This window comes from Azohydromonas australica DSM 1124 (assembly GCF_000430725.1).
Lineage (GTDB): Bacteria > Pseudomonadota > Gammaproteobacteria > Burkholderiales > Burkholderiaceae_C > Azohydromonas > Azohydromonas australica.
Genome location: NZ_KE387206.1, coordinates 25,582 through 45,269 on the forward strand (window position 1 = coordinate 25,582; position 19,688 = coordinate 45,269).

The window sequence follows — 19,688 nt, forward strand, 5'->3', positions numbered from 1 at the left end:
TTCGTATCCAGCGCAGTGAATTCTCACATGGCGCAGTTTGGCATCCAGCTTCAGCAGATGCCACTTGAATCCGTCGGGTCAGCCACGAAGATTCAATTCCAGTCTGGGGCGCTGTGCAAAGTTGCCAGCTTTACGGCCCTCAGCCACCCATTTAGGGCGTTGCCTGGGGCGATGCACGTATTTGTCACTGATAAATCTTGCAAAATTGTAGAAATTGCTGGTCTTCTGAATGATGACGCTGATCAGCGTCATTTGGATCACGGTATCCGTGGGCGAGGGTCCATGGATGGTTGGCGGCACGGACGGGAGGAGAGCTTGAACACGATTTCGAATCTGAGCGCGCGTTCTGGTCGCGGCCTGTTGGCCGCTGTCGTGCTGGCGTTGCTGGGGGCCTGTTCCAGCACGCCGGACTTTCCGCCGGCGCCGCCGCTGGCTGCCAGCGACGACTATTCCTACATCATTGGCCCGGGCGATTCGCTCAACATCATCGTTTCGCGCAACCCCGAGCTGTCGATGCAGGTGCCGGTGCGCCCGGACGGCAAGCTCGCCACGCCGCTGGTGGACGAGCTGGTGGCCCAGGGCAAGAACCCGCAGCAGCTCGCGCGCGAGCTGGAGCAGGCGCTGGGCAAGTACGTGCGCGACCCGGTGGTGACGGTGATCGTCACCGGCTTCGTCGGGCCCTACAGCGAGCAGGTGCGCGTGGTGGGCCAGGCGGCCAAGCCGCAGTTCCTGCCCTACAAGCAGAAGATGACGCTGCTGGACGTGATGATCGCCGTGGGCGGCCTCACGGACTTCGCCGCCGGCAACAGCGCCACGATCCTGCGCACCTCCGAGGGCAACAAGCAGTACTCGGTGCGTCTGAAGGACCTGATCAACCGGGGAGACATCTCGGCCAACGTCGAGATGCGCCCTGGCGACATCCTGATCATCCCCCAGAGTTATTTCTGACCGCCGGCAGCGCAGGACTGTCGCGGCGGCCGGGGCCCGGGTGAGCGGGCCCCAACGGAGTCTTGGAAGGAATCCTGATGGAAGAGCTGCTTGAGCAGCTGTCTGGTATTGCGCGCGGCATGTGGCGCTTCCGCTGGCACGGGCTCATCGTGGCCTGGATCGTGGCGGTGATCGGCGGTGTGGTGGTGTGGCGCATGCCCGACCGCTACGAAGCCTCGGCGCGCATCTACGTCGATACCCAGTCCATCCTGCGTCCGCTCATGTCCGGCCTTGCCGTGCAGCCCAACGTGGACCAGCAGCTGCAGATGCTCAGCCGCACGCTCATCAGCCGGCCCAACGTGGAAAAGCTCATCCACATGGCCAACCTCGATCTCAAGAGCGCCACCAGCGCCGAGCAGGAGGCGCTGATCGAGTCGCTGACCCACAAGCTCTCGATCAAGAGCGTGGGGCGCGACAACTTCTACACGCTGAGCTACCTGGACTCCAACCCGGAGAAGGCGCGCCGCGTGATCCAGTCGCTGGTGTCGATCTTCGTGGAGTCGAGCCTGGGCGCCAGCCGCCAGGACACCAACTCCGCCAAGCAGTTCCTGGACGAGCAGATCAAGACCTACCGCTCCAAGCTGGAGGAGGCCGAGTCGCGGCTCAAGGAATTCCGGCTGCGCAACATCGAGCTGCAGTCCGGCGACGGCAAGGACATCACCTCGCGGCTGGGCGGCATGAGCTCGCAGCTGGAGGATGCCAGGCTGCAGCTGCGCGAAGCAGAGACCGCGCGCGACGCGGCCCGCGCGCAGCTGGCGGGCGTGCGGAACCTGAGCGGCCCGGCCCCGGCGGCGGGTGCGGCGTCGGACACGCCGGCGGCCGTGTCCACGCCCGAGATCGACGCGCGCCTGGACGCGCAGCGCCGCCACCTCGACGGGCTGCTGCAGCGCTTCACGGACCAGCACCCGGAGGTGCTGGCGACGCGGCGGCTGCTCAAGGAGCTGGAGGAGCAGAAGAAGCGCGAGGTGGAGGAGCTGCGGCGCACGGCCTCCAGCGGCGCGGTGCTCAGCGGCAGCGGCAACACCAACCTGGCCTACCAGGAGATCACGCGGCTGCTGGCCACCAGCGAGGTGCAGGTGGCCTCGCTGCGCGCGCGCGTGGAGGAGTACACCGCCCGCTACGCCACCGCGCGCGAGGCGCTCAAGAGCGCGCCGGCGCTGGAGGCCGAGGCCGCGCAGCTCAACCGCGACTACGACATCCACAAGAAGAACTACGAGATGCTCGTGTCCCGGCGCGAGTCGGCCACCATCTCCGGACAGCTCGAGGACGCGGGCGTGGCCGAGTTCCGCCTCGTGGACCCGCCGCGCGTGCCTTCCAAGCCCTCCGCGCCCAACCGGCTGATGCTGCTGCCGGTGGTGCTGGTGGCGGCGCTGGGCCTGGGCGTGGCCGTGACCTTCGCCCTGAGCCGCCTGCGCCCGGTCTTCTACCAGGGCGGCGAGCTGCGCCGGAAGCTGGAGCTGCCGCTGCTGGGCGTGGTCACGCTGGTGCTAACGGACGCGCAGATACGCCAGGAGCGCGTCGATCGCCTGCGCTTCCTTGGCGCCCTGGGCAGCCTGGTGCTGCTGATGATGGCGGCCATGGCGCTGACCGCGCTCAAGTCCATGAAATGATGCCATGAGCACCCTGATCGAACAAGCCGCCGCGAGACTGGCGCAGCTGCGCAACTCGGGCCTGGCGCCGGCGCCGGCCGACGCCGGCGTCGAGGCGGCGGTGCCGCCGCCGCAGCGCGACGCCCTGCCGGTACCGCCGGCCGAGCTGCCGGCGCTGCCCTTCCAGCCCGGCGTGCCGCCCGACTTCCGCGCCGAGCTGCCCCCGGCCTACGTGCCGCCGCTGCCGCCGGAGCTCTCGCCGGAGCTGCCGCCGCCGTTCCAGCCCGAGCTTCCCCCGCCGTTCCAGCCGCAGCCGTCCGCGCCCTTCGCTTCCAGCTACGGGCCGGAGCTCCATCCCTCCGAGCCGCGGCCGCCGCTGTCCGCGGGCTTCCCGTACGAGGCGCCGTCCCAGGCGGGCGCCGGCTTCCAGCCCGACTACGGCTACCAGCCGCCCATGTACGGCCATGGCATGGGCATGGCGGCGCCCCCGCGTTCCATGGCGGCGACCTCGCGCCGCGTGGAGCTGGACCTGCAGCGGCTGGCGGCGGCCAACTTCGTCACGCCCGGTGCGCCGCGTAGCCGCATTGCCGACCAGTACCGCGTCATCAAGCGTCCGCTGATCGCCAACGCGCTGGGCAAGGGCGCCGCGCCGGTGGCGCACGGCAACCGCATCATGGTCACCAGCGCGCTGCCGGGCGAGGGCAAGACCTTCACGGCGGTGAACTTGGCGCTGAGCATCGCCGCCGAGCTCGACACCACGGTGATGCTGGTGGACGCCGACGTCGGCCGGCCCTCGGTGCTCAAGACGCTGGGCCTGGCGCCGGGGCCCGGACTGCTGGACGTGCTCGAAGGGCGCGCCACCATGCCCGAGGTGCTGCTGCGCACCAACATCGACAAGCTCACGCTGCTGTCCGCCGGCACGCTGCACGACCGCGCCACCGAGGTGCTCGCCAGCGACGGCATGCAGTCGCTGCTGCAGGAAGTCGCGCAGCGCTACGACGACCGCATCATCATCTTCGACTCGCCGCCGCTGCTGCTGACCACCGAGGCCCGCGCCCTGGCCAGCCACATGGGCCAGATCGTCATGGTGGTGCGCGCCGGACACACCAGCCAGTCGGACGTGCAGGCTGCGCTGGGCACCATCGAGTTCTGTCCCGTCAAGCTGCTGGTGCTCAACCAGGCCCGCAGCTCCAAGTTCGATACCTACTCAACCGGATACAAGTACGGCTATGGCTATGGCTACGGACAAGAGCAGGCTCAGCAGCAACCGGGCTGAGGCGCGCACGCGCCGCGGGAGCCCGTGCCGATGAGGCACCCCTGGACACCGTGCCGCGCGGCCTGGCCCGCGCTGGGGCTGCTGACGTTGGCGGCGGTGCCCGCCTGGGCGCAGCAGGCGATGCAGCAGGCCCAGCAGGCCCAGCAGGCTCAGCAGGACACGCAGGGCGGGGGCAGCGCGGCCAACACCCAGCCGCCGCTGGAGCTGCGCATGAGCGTGATGCAGACCTTCACCAACAACGTGGACCTGAGCGATACGGACAAGCGCGCCGATGCCATCACGCGGCTGTCGCCCGGGTTGCGCTGGGTCAGCCGTGCCGGTCGCGTGCGGGGCTTCGTGGACTACTCGCTCAATACGCTGACCTACCTGCGCGACAACAGCACCGACCTGCGCAACGCGCTCGCGAGCAATGCCACGGCCGAGTTGCTGGAGCGGCATGCCTACCTTGACGCGCAGGCCGTGATCTCGCAGCAATCGATCAACCCGCTGGACGCCCAGTCCACCGACGACCAGGTCGGCCGCCGCAACCGCACCGAGGTGCGTACCCTGAACCTGACGCCGCGCGTGCAGGGCCGGCTCGGCGACGTGGCGCAGTGGGATGCGAGCCTGGGCTACCAGACCAGCCACTCCACGTCCGCCAACGCCCCGAGCTTCTCGTCCACGACCACGCAGGCGCGCCTGGGCAACGGCGAGGCGCTCACGGCGCTGCGCTGGTCGCTGCAGGCCTCGCACATCGCGCGCAGCTTCAGCAGCGGGCGCAGCACCGCGCAGGACACCGTGCGCGGCGTGCTGGACTACCGCATCAACCCCGAGCTCAGCACCGGCGTGATCGCCGGCTGGGAGTCCACCGACATCGCCTCCAGCACCAAGCAGAACCGCACGAACTACGGCCTGCGCCTGAACTGGGTGCCCAGCGAGCGTGCGCGGCTCAACGCCGAGGTGGAGCGGCGCTTCTTCGGCAACGCGCACAACGTCAGCTTCTTCTACCGGCTGCCGCGCGCGGTGCTGTCCTACACCGACGTGCGCAGCCTCTCCAACGGGGTGGGGCAGCCGAGCACGGTCACGGAGGGCACTTGGTACAACGTGCTCGACAAGTCGATTCCCTCCAGCGTGACGAACCCGGCCGAACGCGATGCGCTGGTGAGGGACTACCTCAGCCAGTACAACATCACCGCCAATCCCGAGGTGCTGCAGGCGTTCCTGAGCTCGGGCGTGACCGTGAGCCGTCAGCAGCAGCTCTCCTTCGCCTGGCTGCTGCAGCGCGACACCATCACCTTCACGCTGCAGCAAAGCGACGGCCGCCGCATCAGCACCGTGGTGGCCGGCAGCGACGTGTTCTCCTCCTTCAGCAACATCCAGCAGCGCGGCTATTCGCTCACGCTGGCGCACCGGCTCACGGCCCTGTCCACGCTCTCGCTGGGTCTCACGCAGCGCGAGACTTCCGGCGGTGAGCTCGAAACCCGGCTGCGCACGATGACGGCCGCATGGTCCACGCAGCTCAACACGCGCGCCAAGTTCTCCCTGCTGGGCCGGCATTCGCGCTTCACCAGCCCCTCCGCGCCCTACAGCGAGTCGGCCCTGGTGGGTACGTTGGCGACGACCTTCTGAGCATCGAACATGTACGAAGACTTCTACGGGCTGGGCTGCAAGCCGTTCCAGCTCAATCCTGACCCGGCCTTCTACTTCGCCAGCAAGCAGCACCGCCGCGCCAAGGCCTACCTGGACTACGGCGTGATGCGCAACGAGGGCTTCATCGTCATCACCGGCGAGATCGGCGCGGGCAAGACCACCGTGCTGCGCGGGCTGCTCGAAAGCATCAACCACAAGCAGGTGGTGGTGGGCCAGCTCGTGACGACGCAGCTCGACGCCGAAGACACGCTGCGCATGGTGGGCGCGGCCTTCGGGCTGCGCGTCAAGGACGTGCCCAAGTCGGAGCTGCTCATCGCGCTGGAAGCGTTCCTGCTGAGCGTGGCCCAGGAGGGCAAGCGCTGCCTGCTGATCGTGGACGAGGCGCAGAACCTGACCATGCGCGCGGTCGAGGAGCTGCGCATGCTCTCCAACTACCAGCTCGGCAACCACTCGCTGCTGCAGAGCTTCCTGCTGGGGCAGCCCGAGTTCCGCCGCATCCTGCAGCGCCCGGAGATGGAGCAGTTCCGCCAGCGCGTGGCCGCGACCTGCCACATCGGCCCGATGGACCTGGAGGACACGCAGCACTACATCGAGCACCGGCTGCAGTGCGCCGGCGCCACGCCGGGCAAGCCCGAGTTCGAGCAAGGCGTGTTCGAGCGCGTGCACCAGGCCAGCGGCGGCATCCCGCGGCGCATCAACGCGCTGTGCGACCGGCTGCTGCTGCTGGGCTACCTCAGCGGCAGCACGCGGCTGACGCTGGACCACGTCGAGCAGGTAATCGGCGAGCTCGCCAGCGAGGCCGCGCTGCCCAACGGCACCGCCGCGGTGCTGCCCGAGGACATGCCGCTGCTGCTGCAGGGCCGGCCCGCGGCGCACGAGGTGTCGCGGCTGATCGAGCAGCACAACGACGACCGGCTGCAGCGGCTGGAGCAGAGCCTGCTGCGGCTGGAGCACATCAATTTGCAGACGCTGGCGCTGCTGCAGCGCCTGCTGGGCGCCGCGGGAGCGGACGGCGCCCATGAGCCCAAGGAGAACGAAACATGATGAACGGTCCGGTGTTGTGCGTGGTGGGTGCGCGGCCCAACTTCATGAAGATGGCCCCCATCCTGCGCGCGCTGGCCGCGCACGAGCCGCCCATCCCGGTGCTGCTGGTTCACACCGGCCAGCACTACGACGAGCAGATGAGCGACCAGCTCTTCCGCGACCTGAAGCTGCCGCGCCCGGACATCAACCTGGAAGTGGGCTCGGGCAGCCACGCGGTGCAGACCGCCGAGGTCATGCGCCGCTTCGAGCCGCTGCTCGACGAGCACCATCCCAGCTGCGTGATCGTGGTGGGCGACGTCAACTCCACGCTGGCGTGCACGCTGGTAGCGGTGAAGAAGCACGTGCCGGTGGTGCATGTGGAGGCGGGGCTGCGCAGCGGCGACCGCCTGATGCCCGAGGAGATCAACCGCGTGCTCACCGACCAGGTGGCCGACCGGCTCTACACCACTGAGCGCAGCGCGGCCGACAACCTGGCGCGCGAGGGCGTCGCGGCCGAGCGCGTGTGCTTTACCGGCAACGTCATGATCGACTCGCTGCTGTCCAGCCGCGAGGCCGCGCGCGACCCGGCGCAGACGCTGGCCGCGCACGGCCTGGATCCGGCGCTGCTGGCGCTGGGCTACGGCGTGGTGACGATGCACCGGCCCTCCAACGTCGACGACCCAGCCACGCTCGAAGCGCTGCTGCGCACGCTGGGCGAGGTGGCGCAGAAGCTGCCGCTGGTGTTCGCGCTGCATCCGCGCACGCGGGGCAACATCGAGCGCTTCGGCCTGGATGCGCTGCTGGACGCGCGCCGCACCGCGCTGCTGCCGCCGCAGGGCTACCTGGAGATGCTGGGCCTCATGAGCCGCGCCACGCTGATGCTGACCGACTCCGGCGGGCTGCAGGAGGAGAGCACCGCGCTGGGCGTGCCGTGCCTGACGCTGCGCGAGAACACCGAGCGCCCCATCACGGTGGAGCAGGGCACCAACACGCTGGTGGGCCGCGACCGCCAGGCCATCCTGCAGAGCGTGGAGCAGGTGCTGTCCGGGCAGGGCAAGCGCGGGCGCGTGCCCGAGCTGTGGGACGGCCATGCCGCCGAGCGCATCGCCGCCGACCTGTGGCAGTGGCTCAGGAACCGCGCGTCCTGACCGATAACCATCCCATGCTGTCCCCTTCGGTCATCAACGCCTTCACCATCGACGTGGAGGACTACTTCCAGGTCTCCGCCTTCGCGCCGTTCATTTCGCGCAGCCAGTGGGACGCGCGCGAGTGCCGGGTCGAGCGCAACGTCGAGCGCATCCTGCAGATGTTGCGCCGTCATCAGGTGCAGGCCACGTTCTTCACGCTGGGCTGGATCGCGCAGCGCTACCCGCAGGTGGTGCGCGACATCGTGGCCGAGGGCCACGAGCTCGCCAGCCACGGCTGCAACCACGAGCGCGCCAGCGACCTCACGCCGCAGGCGTTCTACGAGGACGTGTACCGCGCCAAGGCGCTGCTGGAGGACCTGGGGGGTGTGAGCGTGCTGGGCTACCGCGCGCCGAGCTTCTCCATCGGCCGCACCAACCCCTGGGCCTTCGACGAGCTCCAGCGCGCGGGCTACCGCTACAGCTCCAGCGTCTACCCGATCGTGCATGACCACTACGGCATGCCCGAGGCGCCGCGCTTCGCCTTCAAGCCCACGGGCGGCAGCGGCTTCATCGAGGTGCCGCCCACGACGCTGCGCGTGTTCTCGCGCAACCTGCCTTCCAGCGGCGGGGGCTACTTCCGGCTGCTGCCCTACGGGCTCTCGCGCTGGATGTTGAGGCACGTCAACCAGGCCGAGCAGCAATCGGCGATCTTTTACTTCCACCCCTGGGAAATCGATCCCGGGCAACCGCGCGTGGCCGGCGCAAGCGCCAAGGCGCGCTTTCGACATTACCTGAACCTGCAGCGCATGGAATCGCGGCTGGAGCGGCTGCTGAGCGATTTCCGCTGGGGCCGCATGGACCGCATTTTCCTGGGCGGGACCTCCCTCAACGCATGATCCAGATAGAACTGCTCGCCGCGGACGACCAGCGTGCCGCGGCGCAATGGGACGAGTTCGTCCTCGCCTGTCCCGAAGCCACGTTTTTCCACCGCGCCGGCTGGCAGCGCGTGCTGCGCGAAGCCTTCGGGCACCAGACGCATTTCCTGCTCGCGCGCCGCGCCGGCGCCATCGAGGGCGTGCTGCCGCTGGCACACGTGCGCAGCTGGCTCTTCGGCAGCTCGCTCACGAGCCTGCCCTTTGCCGTCTACGGCGGCGTGGCCGCCACCAGCGCCGATGCCGTGCAGGCGCTGGAGGCGCATGCCGACCAGCTCGGCCGCAAGCTCGGCGTGCAGCACCTGGAGCTGCGCCACACCACGCGGCGCCACGCCGACTGGCCCGAGCAGGACCTCTACGTCACCTTCCACAAGGAGCTGCTGGAGGACGAGGAGGCCAACATGCTGGCCATCCCGCGCAAGCAGCGCGCGATGGTGCGCAAAGGCATCAAGAACGGCCTGACCAGCAGCGTGCACCGGGACGTGGGCCGCTTCTTCGCGCTGTACGCCGACAACGTGCACCGCCACGGCACGCCGGCGATGCCGCGGCGCTACTTCGAGCTGCTGCAGGACGAGTTCGGCGACGCGCTGGAGCTCATGGCGGTGGACAGCCCCGACGGCCAGCCGCTGAGCGCCGTGCTGAGCTTCTACTTCCGCGACGAGATCCTGCCGTACTACGCGGGCGACGCCGTGGCCGCGCGCGACCTCGCGGCCAACGACTTCAAGTACTGGGAGCTCATGCGCCACGCGCTGGCGCGCGGCTGCAAGGTCTTCGACTACGGGCGCAGCAAGCAGGGCACGGGCTCCTACTCGTTCAAGAAGAACTGGGGCTTCGAGCCCACGCCGTTGCACTACGAGTACCGGCTCTACAAGCGCGAGACGGTGCCGCAGAACAACCCGTCCAACGCCAAGTACAAGCTGTTCATCGAGGCCTGGCGGCGCATGCCCATCGGGCTGGCCAACCGGCTGGGGCCCCTGGTCGTTCGCAGCCTGGGGTGACGCGATGGCCGACCTGCTGTACCTGGTGCACCGGCTGCCGTACCCGCCCAACAAGGGCGACAAGGTGCGCTCGTTCCACCTGCTCAAGCACCTGGCGGCACGCCACCGCGTGTTCCTGGGCACCTTCGTGGACGACCTCGAGGACGAGGCCTTCGTGCAGAACCTGCGCCCGTACTGCGCCGAGATGCACGTGGCGCGGCTGCAGCCCAGGCTGGCCAGGGTCGCGAGCCTGCGCGCGCTGCCGCTGGGCCGGGCGCTGACGCTGAGCTACTACGACGACGCGGGGCTGCGGCGCTGGGTGCGCGCGCTCGGCGCGCGCTGCAAGCTCGACGCGGCGGTGGTGTTCAGCTCCTCGATGGCGCAGTACGTGGACGAGCTGCCCGGGCTGCCGATGCTGGTGGACTTCGTGGATGTGGACTCGGCCAAGTGGACGCAGTACGCCGACGCGCACCGCTGGCCCATGTCGTGGCTGTACGCGCGCGAGGGCCGGCGGCTGTTGGCCTACGAGCGCGAGGTGGCCGCGCGCGCGCTGCGTTCCTTCTTCGTCACGGAGGCCGAGTCGGCGCTGTTCCGCCAGCTCGCGCCCGAGTGCGCGCGCAGCGTCGAGCCCATCGGCAACGGCGTGGACGCCGAGTACTTCGCGCCTGCCGAAGGGCGCGCCTCGCCCTTCGGCGCGGAGCCGTATCCGCTGGTGTTCACCGGCGCCATGGACTACTGGCCCAACGTGGACGCGGTGTGCTGGTTCGCGCGCGAGGTGCTGCCGCAGCTGCTGCCGCGCTGGCCGGGGCTGCGGCTGCACATCGTGGGGCGCAGCCCCACGGCGGCGGTGCAGGCGCTGGCCGGGCCGCACGTGAACGTCACCGGCACGGTGCCCGACGTGCGGCCGTACCTGCAGCATGCCGCGGCGGTGGTGGCGCCGCTGCGGCTGGCGCGCGGGGTGCAGAACAAGATCCTGGAGGCCATGGCGATGGCGCGCCCGGTGGTGGCTTCGCTGACGTGCACGCGCGGCATCGACGCGCAGCCCGGCACCGAGCTGCTGCCGGCGCTGGAGGTGGAGGACTACGTGCAGCAGATCAACGCGCTGCTGGCGAGCCCGGACCGCGCCGCGGCCATCGGCCAAGCCGGGCGCCAGCGCGTGCTGCGCAACTACAGCTGGGACGCGCACCTCTCGGGCATCGACCCGCACCTGCCCTCGCACGAGGCGGCGCCTGCTGCGCCTGCAGCGGCATGAGCGCGGCCATGCCCATGCCGCCGCAGGCGCACCCGGGCTGGCCGCGCGCGCTCGCGGCGCTCGCGCTGCTGCTGGCCGCGCTGCTGTGGCTGTACCGCGACACGGCGCTGGGCATGGTGGGCATCTGGCTGCGCTCGGAGACCTTCACGCATGCCTTCACGGTGCCGCCGATCTCGCTGTGGCTGATCTGGCGCCGGCGCGCGCAGCTCGCGCAGCTGGCGCCGCGGCCCGTGCCCTGGCTGCTGCTGCCCATGGCGGCGGTGGCGCTGGCCTGGCTGATGGGGCACCTGGTGGCGGTCAACGCTGTCACGCAGTTCGCCCTGGTGACGCTGCTGGTGCTGAGCGTGCCCGCGGTGCTGGGCTGGCAGGTCGCCGGCGCCATCCGCTTCCCGCTGCTGTTCCTGTACTTCGCCGTGCCTTTCGGCGAGTTCCTGATGCCGCAGCTGATGGACTGGACGGCGGACTTCACCGTGTGGGCGCTGCAGCGCTCGGGCATCCCGGTGCTGCGCGACGGGCTGCAGTTCACCATCCCGACGGGCCACTGGTCGGTGGAGGCGGCCTGCAGCGGCATCCGCTACCTGATGGCCTCGCTGATGGTGGGCGTGCTCTTCGCCTACCTCAACTACAGCTCGATGCTGCGGCGCTGGGTGTTCGTGGGCGTGTCGATCCTGGTGCCGATCCTGGCCAACTGGGTGCGGGCGTACCTAATCGTGCTGGTCGGCCACCTCAGCGGCAACGAGCTGGCCACCGGCGCGGACCACCTCGTCTACGGCTGGGTGTTCTTCGGCGTCGTGATCCTGCTGATGCTGGCCGTCGGCGCGATGTGGTCGCAGCCCGAGGCCGAGCTGGCGGCCGAGGCGCCGGCCGCCGGCCGGCCGGGGCGCGCCGCCGCGCTGGCGCCGCTGAGCGCGGCCGTCCTGGCGCTGGGGGTGCTGGCGCTGCCGCACGGCCTGCTGGCGCGGGTGGGCTCGATGGCCCGGCCGATGCTCTCGAACCTGGACGCGGTGGGCACGCCCGCCGCGGGCTGGAGCCTGGCCGCGCAGCCGCCGGCCGACTGGCGCCACGCCTACCTCAACCCCACGCAGCGCCTGGAGCGCAACTACGCGCGGGGTGAGCAGCGGGTGGGGCTGCAGATGGCCTACTACGCCGCGGAGACGTCCGACAGCAAGCTCGTGAGCTCCAGCAACGCCCTGGTGCAGGGCCGCCTGGGCCCCTGGGCGCTGGTGGGCCAGGACCGCCGAGAGATGCAGCTGCCGGACCGGTCGCTGACGTGGCGCACGGCCGAGCTGCGCAGCGGCAACGCCGACGCCAAGGACAGCAGCGCGACGCGGCTGGTGGTGTGGCGGGCCTACTGGATCAACGGCGTGCTCACCACCGCCAGCGACTTCCAGGCCAAGGCGCTGCTGGCGCTCAACCAGCTCCTGGGCCGCGGCGGCGACGGCGCGGTGCTGATGCTCTATGCAGTCAAGGCCGGGCCGGGGCAGGCCGAGGCGGTGCTGGAAGCGTTCGCGCGCGAGCACCTGTCCGCGCTCGACGAGCAGTTGCGGCGCGCCCGCGACGCGGCGCCCTGAGCGCCAGGGGCCACGGCCGCGGCCCGGCCGCTACACGGCACGCCCGCAGCGGTAGTACGTCACCGACAAGACCGCGCAACGAGGTCACGATACCCACGCCTTGCACGCCGGTCGCCATGAACCCGCACGACCTGGCCATCGCCCTGGCCAGGCCGGGGCGCGCGCCTGGGGCCTGAACTCAACATGCTTTTCACTACCGCCACTTTCGTACTGCTGTTCCTCCCGGCGGCGCTCGCGGGCTTCTTCGTGCTGGGACGCCGCTCCCAGCGCGCCGCCGCGGCGTGGCTGTTCGGGGTGTCGCTGTTCTTCTACGGCTGGTGGATGCCCAAATTCACGCTGCTGCTGCTGGCGTCGATCGGCATCAACTTCAGCCTGGGCCTGCGCATCGCGCGCGTGGTGGACGCGCAGGGCCAGGGCGCGGCGCGGCGCTGGCTTGCGCTGGGCGTGGCGTTCAACCTGCTGCTGCTGGGCTACTTCAAGTACGCCAACTTCTTCCTGGACAACGTCAACGCACTGGCGGGCACGCACTGGACGCTTGCGGGCGTGGTGCTGCCTATCGGCATCTCGTTCTACAGCTTCACGCAGATCGCCTTCCTGGTGGACACCTGGCACGGCAAGGTGCGCGAGTTCCAGCTGGTGCACTACGGGCTGTTCGTCACCTACTTCCCGCACCTGGTGGCGGGGCCGGTGCTGCACCACGCGCAGATGATGCCGCAGTTTGCGCGCGCAACCACCTACCGCTTCGACGGCGCCAACTTCAGCGCCGGGCTGGCCATCTTCGCCATCGGCCTGTTCAAGAAGGTGGTGCTGGCCGACGGGATCGCGCCCTATGCCGATGCCGTCTTCAACCCCGCCGATGCCGGCGCCGTGCCCGGCACGCACGAGGCCTGGATCGCGGCGCTGGCCTACACGCTGCAGCTGTACTTCGACTTCTCGGGCTACTCCGACATGGCGATCGGCCTGTCGTGGATGTTCAACATCCGGCTGCCCTACAACTTCAACTCGCCGTACCAGGCGACCAACATCAGCGACTTCTGGCGCCGCTGGCACATCTCGCTGTCCACCTTCCTGCGCGACTACCTCTACATCGCGCTGGGGGGCAACCGCCACGGCGCGCTGCGGCGCTACGTCAACCTGGCCGCCACGATGGTGCTGGGCGGCCTGTGGCACGGCGCGAGCTGGGCCTTCGTGCTGTGGGGTGCGCTGCACGGCGCGTACCTGATGGTCAACCACGGCTTCCGCGCGCTGTGCGGCGAGGCGCTGTCGCGGCGGCTGCAGGGCAACCGCGCCTTCATGCTGGCGTCCTGGGCGCTGACGATGCTGTGCGTGGTGGTGGCGTGGGTGTTCTTCCGCGCCGCCACGCTCGACGGCGCGCTGGCGATGCTGCGTGCCATGGCCGGCGCCGGGGACGCTTCCGCGCTGCAAGCGCTGCTGTGGAACGCCGGCCTGCAGCCGTCCACCGGGGCGCTGTGGTGCCTGGCCCTGGGGGCGCTGGCCGTGCTGGCGCCCAACAGCAACCGCATCGGCGAACGGCTGCTGGACAACGCCCGCCGCTACCCCGCCACGCACGTGGGCGCGGGCAGCTTCGTGGCATGCGCGGCACTGATGCTGGTGCTTCTCAACACGGCGCGCGACGCGGTCAGCGCCTTCATCTACTTCAACTTCTGACATGGCGCGCCGCGTGCTTCACGTCCTGCTAGGCGTGCTGGTCTTCCTGCTGCTGAGCGAAGCGCTGCTGCGGATGCTGCCGGTGAGCAGCCCCACCGACAGCGGCTACCGCATCGATCCGATGGTGCTGAACTATCCGCCGCGCCACGAGTGGCAGATGTCCACCGGCTGGGCCTTGTACAACCCGCAGCGCATGCGCGCCAACAACGCCGGGTTCGCGGCCGAGCACGACGTCGTGCCCGATCCCCAGGCGGTGGCCCTGGTCGGCGACAGCTACGTCGAGGCGTCGATGCTGCCCCTGGCCGCGCGGCCGGCGGCGCAGTTGGAGCGCTCGCTGGGCGGCCAGCGCCGGGTCTACGCCATGGGCGGCCCGGGGTCGTCGCTGCTGGACTACGCCGAGCGCATCCGGCTGGCGCATGAGCGCTGGGGCGTGCGCGACTTCGTCGTGCTGCTCGAGCGCGGCGACGTGCGCCAGGCGCTTTGCGGCTCGGGCAACGTGCACGCGCGCTGCTTGGACCGGCACAGCCTGCAGCCGCGCACCGAGCTGCAGCCGCCGCCCTCGGCGCTCAAGCGCTGGCTGCGGCACTCCGCCCTGGCGCAGTACCTCGTCAGCCAGCTCAAGGTGGATTTCCGGCGGCTGCCGGCCCAGGCGTTTCCGGAGCTGCTGCCCGCGCCCGCCGGCGGCGGCCAGGCGGGGTCCAAGTGGCCGCCCGGCGGTCCGCAAGCGCTGGCCGAGGCGGTGGCGAGCGAGTTCTTCGCGCGCATCGGGCCGCACGTGGCGGGCCGCCTGGTGCTGGTGGTGGACAGCGACCGCCAGCGCTTGGCGCGCGGCCAGGCCCCCGACGACCCGGACCGGGACCACTTCATCCGGCTGGCGCGCGCCGCGGGCGCCGTCGTCGTCGACGCCGAACCGCTGCTGCGGCAGCACTTCGGGCACTCCAGCCTGTCGCTCGACGTCGGTCCCTACGACGGCCACCTCAACCCCCTGGGCGTGGAGCTGCTGGCGCAGGCCGCGGCCCGGGCGCTGCTGGGCGATGCGCCGTGACGCGGGCGCCGGGGCGCCACCCTCCGACGCGTTGAGGGGCCGGCCCGAGGCGGACACCGGCCCCGCGTTGTCGGTGTACCGCCATCCGGACGCGCTGCCGCCCGACGCGCTGGCGCTGCTGTGCCGGGCCGAGTGCGCGGGCATCGAGCTGGGCCCGGCGTGGTACCGCAACTTCCTCGCCACGCTGCCGGGCTTCAGGGACGGCGCCCGCTTCCACGTGCTGCGCCGCGACGGGCGCGCGGTGGCGGTGCTGCCGCTGCTGGTGGGCGGCGAGGACGGGGTGCGGCCCGGCTGCGCGCAGGCGCTGGCCAACTACTACAGCGCGCTGTGGGCGCCAGCGCTGGACGACTCGCTCACGGCCCCGGAGCTGGCGCCGCTGCTGCGCGGGCTGCTGCGCCGGCACGCGCCGCTGCACACCCTGGACTTCGCGCCCATGGACCCCGGCTCCCGCGCCTGGACCGTGCTGCGCGGGGCGCTGCGCGACGCCGGGCTGCCGGCGTGGGACTACCTGGCCTTCGGCAACTGGTACCTGCGCGCCGATGCCTTCGAGGGCTGGGAAGCGTACCTGGCCGCGCGCCCAGGGACGTTGCGCAACACCCTGCGGCGCGCCGAGAAGCGGCTGGAGCGCGCGGGTGGGCGCGTGGAGATCGTCAGCGGCGGCGAGCGCGTGGAGGCGGTGGCGCAGGCCTACGCCCGCGTCTATGCCGCGAGCTGGAAGGAGCCCGAGCCGCACCCGGCCTTCATGCCCGGCCTCATCCGCAGCTGCGCGCGGCAGGGCTGGCTGCGGCTGGGCATGGTATGGTTGCAGGAGCAACCGGTGGCGGCGCAGCTGTGGATCGTCGCGCACGGCAAGGCCGCGATCTACAAGCTGGCCTACGACGAGGCCTTCAAGGCGCTGGGCTCGGGCACTGTGCTGACGGCGCGGCTGATGCGGCACGTGCTGGAGCGCGACGGCGTCGCGGAGGTGGACTACCTCATGGGCGACGACGCCTACAAGCGCGACTGGATGAGCCACCGGCGCGAGCGCCGGGGCCTGCGCGCGTGCAACCCGCGCACCCCGCGCGGGCTGCTGGCCGCGGCGCGCGAGGCCGCTGCGCGGCTGCTGCCGCCCTTGCGGCGCCCGCCGCCGCCGTGAGGTCGGCGTGCCGTGCGGGCCCGGATGTAAGCGAGACGGTTACAAGTTGCGCCTTGAGGGGGCGCAATCTTTCACGCGTTCCTTTGACTTTGATCGCTTTGGCCGGTCTGTATCAGCAAGGTTACAAAATAGAATCATGGTTTTCAAGGTGCTAGGGGCATTGAACGGACCGGACTGCACGAGGCCTTCTGTTGTTGGCGATCCAGACAAGTTCCGTCCGTACCTTTCTCGGGCGGGTTGCACAGTGAATCGGAGGAATCGTGGAAGTGGCGGCAGTGAGCGGTCCGAGCCCCATGTGCCGGTCCGAAAGGGCAGGGCAGTGGCGGCCCTGAAGTCCATCGAACCCTCGCGCTCCGGTGCGGCCTGCACGCGGGACGCCCCGCTGGTGCTGCACGTGGTTTACCGCTTCGACACGGGCGGGCTGGAAAACGGGATCGTGAATCTCATCAACCACCTGCCCGCCCAGGCCTACCGGCACGCCGTGCTCTCGCTCACCGAGGTGACGGGGTTCAGCCGCCGCGTGCAGCGCGAGGACGTGGAGTTCATCGCCCTGCACAAGGGGCCGGGCCATGCCTTCAAGCTCTATCCGCGGATGTACCGGCTGTTCCGGCAGCTCCGTCCGGCGGTGGTGCACACCAACAACCTGGCCGCGCTGGAATGTGCGCTGCCCGCGTGGGCCGCGGGCGTGCCGCTGCGCGTCCACAGCGAGCACGGCTGGGACGTGTCGGACCTGGACGGCAGCAACCGCCGCTACCAGCAGGTGCGCCGGTTCTACCGTCCCTTCGTGTCGCACTACATCGCGGTCTCGGCCGACCTGAACCGCTACCTGCTGGACAAGGTGCACGTGCCGCCGCAGCGCGTGAGCCACATTCCCAACGCCGTGGACACCGCGCGCTTCCACCCGGCGCCCGACGGGCGGCCCGGGCGCATCGAGGGCTGTCCCTTCACGCCCGACCGCCACTGGCTGGTGGGCACTGTGGGGCGCATGCAGGCGGTGAAGGACCAGCCCAACCTCGTGCGCGCCTTCGCCCATGCGCTGCGGCAGCAGCCCGCGCTGCGCGAGCGCATGCGCGTGGTGATGGTGGGCGACGGCCCGCTGCGCGCGCCCACGCAGGCGCTGCTGCAGGAACTGGGCCTGGCTGACCTGGCCTGGCTGCCCGGCGAGCGCAGCGACGTGCCGGACGTGATGCGCGGGCTGCACTGCTTCACGCTGCCGTCCAAGGCCGAGGGGCTGTCCTACACGCTGCTGGAGGCCATGTCCAGCGCGTTGCCCGCGGTGGTCACGGCCGTGGGCGCCAACGTGGACCTGATCCACGACGGGATCACCGGCGCCATCGTGCCGACCAACGACCCGCAGGCCCTGGGCGACGCGCTGGCGCGCGTGGCCGCCGACCCGGCGCAGGCGCTGCGCATGGGACGCACGGCGCGCGAGCGCGTGTGCAAGGACTACAGCCAGGAAGGCATGGTCGGCGCCTACCAGCGCCTGTACGACCGCCACCAGGCAAAGCGGAGCAACTGATCCATGTGCGGCATTACCGGATTGTTCGATACCCGTGGCGCGCGCAACTTCGAGCGCGCGACGCTGCAGCGCATGAACGAGGCGCAGCACCACCGTGGCCCGGACGGGGGCGACCTGCACCTGGAGCCCGGCGTCGGCCTGGGCCACCGGCGGCTGTCGATCATCGACCTGGCCACCGGGCAGCAGCCCCTGTTCAACGAGGACGGCTCGGTGGTCATCGTCTTCAACGGCGAGATCTACAACTACCAGGAGCTCGTGCCCGAGCTGCAGGCGCTGGGGCACGTGTTCCGCACGCACAGCGACACCGAAGTCATCGTGCACGCCTGGGAGTCCTGGGGCTCGGCGTGCGTGCAGCGGCTGCGCGGCATGTTCGCCTTCGCGCTGTGGGACCGCAACCAGCAGACCTTCTTCATGGCGCGCGACCGCCTGGGCGTCAAGCCGATGCACTACGCGCTGCTCGATGACGGCACGCTGGTCTTCGGCTCGGAGCTCAAGACGCTGCTGGCGCACGGCGGGCTCAGGCGCGACATCGACCCGCTGGCGGTGGAGGAGTACTTCGCGCTGGGCTACGTGGCCGAGCCGCGCTGCATCTTCCGCCAGGCGCGCAAGCTCCCGGCCGGCCACATGCTGCTGCTGCGCCGCGGCCAGCCGCTGGCCGAGCCGCAGCAGTACTGGGATCTGCGCTTCACGCTGGACCGCAAGATCGGGCTGCAGGACGCGTGCGCCGAGCTCGACGCGCGGGTGCACGAGTCGGTGCGGCTGCGCATGATCGCCGACGTGCCGCTGGGCGCCTTCCTTTCCGGCGGCGTGGATTCCAGCGCCGTGGTGTCGCACATGGCCGAGCTGTCTCAGGGGCCGGTGAACACCTGCTCCATGGCCTTCGCCGATCCGGCCTTCAACGAGGCCGAGTTCGCCCGGATGGTGGCCGACCGCTACCGCACCAACCACTTCGTGGACATGGTGGACAGCGACGACTTCGGCCTGGTGGACACGCTCGCGGCGATGTACGACGAGCCCTACGCCGACTCCTCGGCGGTGCCCACCTACCGCGTGTGCCAGCTCGCGCGCACGCACGTGAAGGTGGCGCTGTCGGGCGATGGCGGCGATGAGGCCTTTGGCGGCTACCGCCGCTACCGCATGCACATGATGGAGGAGCGCATGCGCTCGGCGCTGCCGCTGGCGCTGCGCCGGCCGCTGTTCGGCACGCTGGGCCGGCTCTATCCCAAGGCCGACTGGGCGCCGCAGGTGCTGCGCGCCAAGACGACCTTCGAGGGCATGTCGCGCACCGCGGCGCAGGCCTACTTCCACAGCATGGCGCGCCTTCGCCAGCCGCTTCGGGACAGGCTTTTCACCGGCGCGCTCAAGCGGGAGCTTGGCGGCTACTCGGCGCTGGAAGTGTTCGAGCGTCATGCGCGCCGCGCCGGCACGGATGACCCGCTGGCGCTGGTCCAGTACATCGACCTCAAGACCTGGCTCATCGACGACATCAACGCCAAGGTGGACCGCGCCAGCATGGAGCATGGCCTAGAGGTGCGCGAACCGCTGATGGACCACGAGCTGGTGGAGTGGGCCGCCACGCTGCCGTCGTCGCTGAAGGTCAGTGCCGGCGAGGGCAAGCACGTCTTCAAGAAGGCGCTGGAGCCGCGGCTGCCGCATGACGTGCTGTACCGGCCCAAGATGGGCTTCTCGGTGCCGCTGGCGCGCTGGTTCCGCGGACCGCTGCGGCAGCGCCTGCGCGAGTCGCTGCTGGGCGGCGCGATGGCCGACACCGGCTGGTTCGACGTGCGCCTCATGGGCCGCCTGGTGGACCAGCATGAGTCCGGCGCGCACGATCACAGCACCGCGCTGTGGACGCTGCTGATGTTCGACGCCTTCCTGCGCAACGTCGTGGGCGAGGGCTCCTCACCGGCGGCACCGGCACCGGCGCAGGCGTTGGCGGAGGCCTGAGCCATGCAGGC

16 protein-coding genes are annotated in these 19,688 nt (G+C 70.5%); 15 read left to right on the forward strand and 1 reads right to left on the reverse strand.

The features are described 5' to 3' along the window. Positions 1 to 78 precede the first annotated feature (78 nt). The gene (locus H537_RS53395; protein WP_156901943.1) at positions 79 to 252 is read right to left on the reverse strand and encodes a hypothetical protein; all 174 of its coding nucleotides are present in this window, start codon (positions 250 to 252) and stop codon (positions 79 to 81) included. 129 nt (positions 253 to 381) lie between these two features. Here H537_RS53395 and H537_RS0125965 point away from each other — a divergent pair, with 129 nt between their 5' ends. From H537_RS0125965 to H537_RS0126035, 15 genes are all read left to right on the forward strand, one after another. Continuing rightward, on the forward strand, positions 382 to 948 hold the full coding sequence (locus H537_RS0125965) for an XrtA/PEP-CTERM system exopolysaccharide export protein (RefSeq protein WP_375136338.1): 567 nt from the start codon (positions 382 to 384) through the stop codon (positions 946 to 948). 77 nt (positions 949 to 1,025) lie between these two features. After that, positions 1,026 to 2,597 (forward strand): XrtA system polysaccharide chain length determinant, encoded by a 1,572-nt coding sequence (locus tag H537_RS0125970; protein WP_029000187.1) that lies wholly within the window; start codon positions 1,026 to 1,028, stop codon positions 2,595 to 2,597. A gap of 4 nt (positions 2,598 to 2,601) precedes the next feature. Continuing rightward, complete coding sequence (locus tag H537_RS56580; protein ID WP_051243270.1) at positions 2,602 to 3,852, forward strand: XrtA-associated tyrosine autokinase; 1,251 nt, start codon at positions 2,602 to 2,604, stop codon at positions 3,850 to 3,852. A 30-nt stretch (positions 3,853 to 3,882) separates the two neighbouring features. Then, on the forward strand, positions 3,883 to 5,460 hold the full coding sequence (locus H537_RS0125980; RefSeq protein WP_029000188.1) for a TIGR03016 family PEP-CTERM system-associated outer membrane protein: 1,578 nt from the start codon (positions 3,883 to 3,885) through the stop codon (positions 5,458 to 5,460). A gap of 9 nt (positions 5,461 to 5,469) precedes the next feature. Further along, positions 5,470 to 6,525, forward strand: coding sequence for an XrtA/PEP-CTERM system-associated ATPase (locus tag H537_RS0125985; RefSeq protein ID WP_029000189.1), 1,056 nt, complete (start codon positions 5,470 to 5,472; stop codon positions 6,523 to 6,525). After that, positions 6,525 to 7,652: a non-hydrolyzing UDP-N-acetylglucosamine 2-epimerase gene (gene wecB / locus H537_RS0125990; RefSeq protein ID WP_029000190.1), complete on the forward strand. Its 1,128-nt coding sequence runs from the start codon at positions 6,525 to 6,527 to the stop codon at positions 7,650 to 7,652. Before H537_RS0125985 ends, wecB begins: the two co-directional genes overlap by 1 nt. 14 nt (positions 7,653 to 7,666) lie before the next feature. Beyond that, positions 7,667 to 8,527, forward strand: a complete 861-nt coding sequence (locus tag H537_RS0125995; protein WP_029000191.1) for an XrtA system polysaccharide deacetylase — start codon at positions 7,667 to 7,669, stop codon at positions 8,525 to 8,527. Then, positions 8,524 to 9,561 carry a FemAB family XrtA/PEP-CTERM system-associated protein gene (locus H537_RS0126000; protein WP_051243271.1) on the forward strand — a complete coding sequence of 346 codons (1,038 nt, stop codon included), beginning with the start codon at positions 8,524 to 8,526 and terminating at the stop codon, positions 9,559 to 9,561. Before H537_RS0125995 ends, H537_RS0126000 begins: the two co-directional genes overlap by 4 nt. Before the next feature lie 4 nt (positions 9,562 to 9,565). Then, a complete protein-coding gene (locus tag H537_RS0126005) occupies positions 9,566 to 10,792 on the forward strand; it encodes a TIGR03087 family PEP-CTERM/XrtA system glycosyltransferase (protein ID WP_029000193.1) in 1,227 nt (408 codons plus the stop codon). A gap of 8 nt (positions 10,793 to 10,800) precedes the next feature. Further along, positions 10,801 to 12,363, forward strand: a complete 1,563-nt coding sequence (gene xrtA / locus H537_RS0126010; protein WP_051243272.1) for an exosortase A — start codon at positions 10,801 to 10,803, stop codon at positions 12,361 to 12,363. A gap of 183 nt (positions 12,364 to 12,546) precedes the next feature. Beyond that, positions 12,547 to 14,031, forward strand: a complete 1,485-nt coding sequence (locus H537_RS0126015) for an MBOAT family O-acyltransferase (protein ID WP_029000195.1) — start codon at positions 12,547 to 12,549, stop codon at positions 14,029 to 14,031. A gap of 13 nt (positions 14,032 to 14,044) precedes the next feature. Beyond that, positions 14,045 to 15,076 carry a hypothetical protein gene (locus tag H537_RS0126020; RefSeq protein ID WP_156901944.1) on the forward strand — a complete coding sequence of 344 codons (1,032 nt, stop codon included), beginning with the start codon at positions 14,045 to 14,047 and terminating at the stop codon, positions 15,074 to 15,076. After that, the gene (locus tag H537_RS49705) at positions 15,066 to 16,211 is read left to right on the forward strand and encodes a GNAT family N-acetyltransferase (RefSeq protein WP_156901945.1); all 1,146 of its coding nucleotides are present in this window, start codon (positions 15,066 to 15,068) and stop codon (positions 16,209 to 16,211) included. The genes H537_RS0126020 and H537_RS49705 overlap by 11 nt, the downstream gene beginning before the upstream one ends. 319 nt (positions 16,212 to 16,530) lie before the next feature. Continuing rightward, the gene (locus tag H537_RS0126030; RefSeq protein ID WP_310733029.1) at positions 16,531 to 17,730 is read left to right on the forward strand and encodes a TIGR03088 family PEP-CTERM/XrtA system glycosyltransferase; all 1,200 of its coding nucleotides are present in this window, start codon (positions 16,531 to 16,533) and stop codon (positions 17,728 to 17,730) included. A 3-nt stretch (positions 17,731 to 17,733) separates the two neighbouring features. Then, entirely contained in the window at positions 17,734 to 19,677 is a 1,944-nt protein-coding gene (locus H537_RS0126035) for an XrtA/PEP-CTERM system amidotransferase (protein ID WP_029000198.1), read from the forward strand. The last annotated feature ends 11 nt before the right edge of the window (positions 19,678 to 19,688 follow it).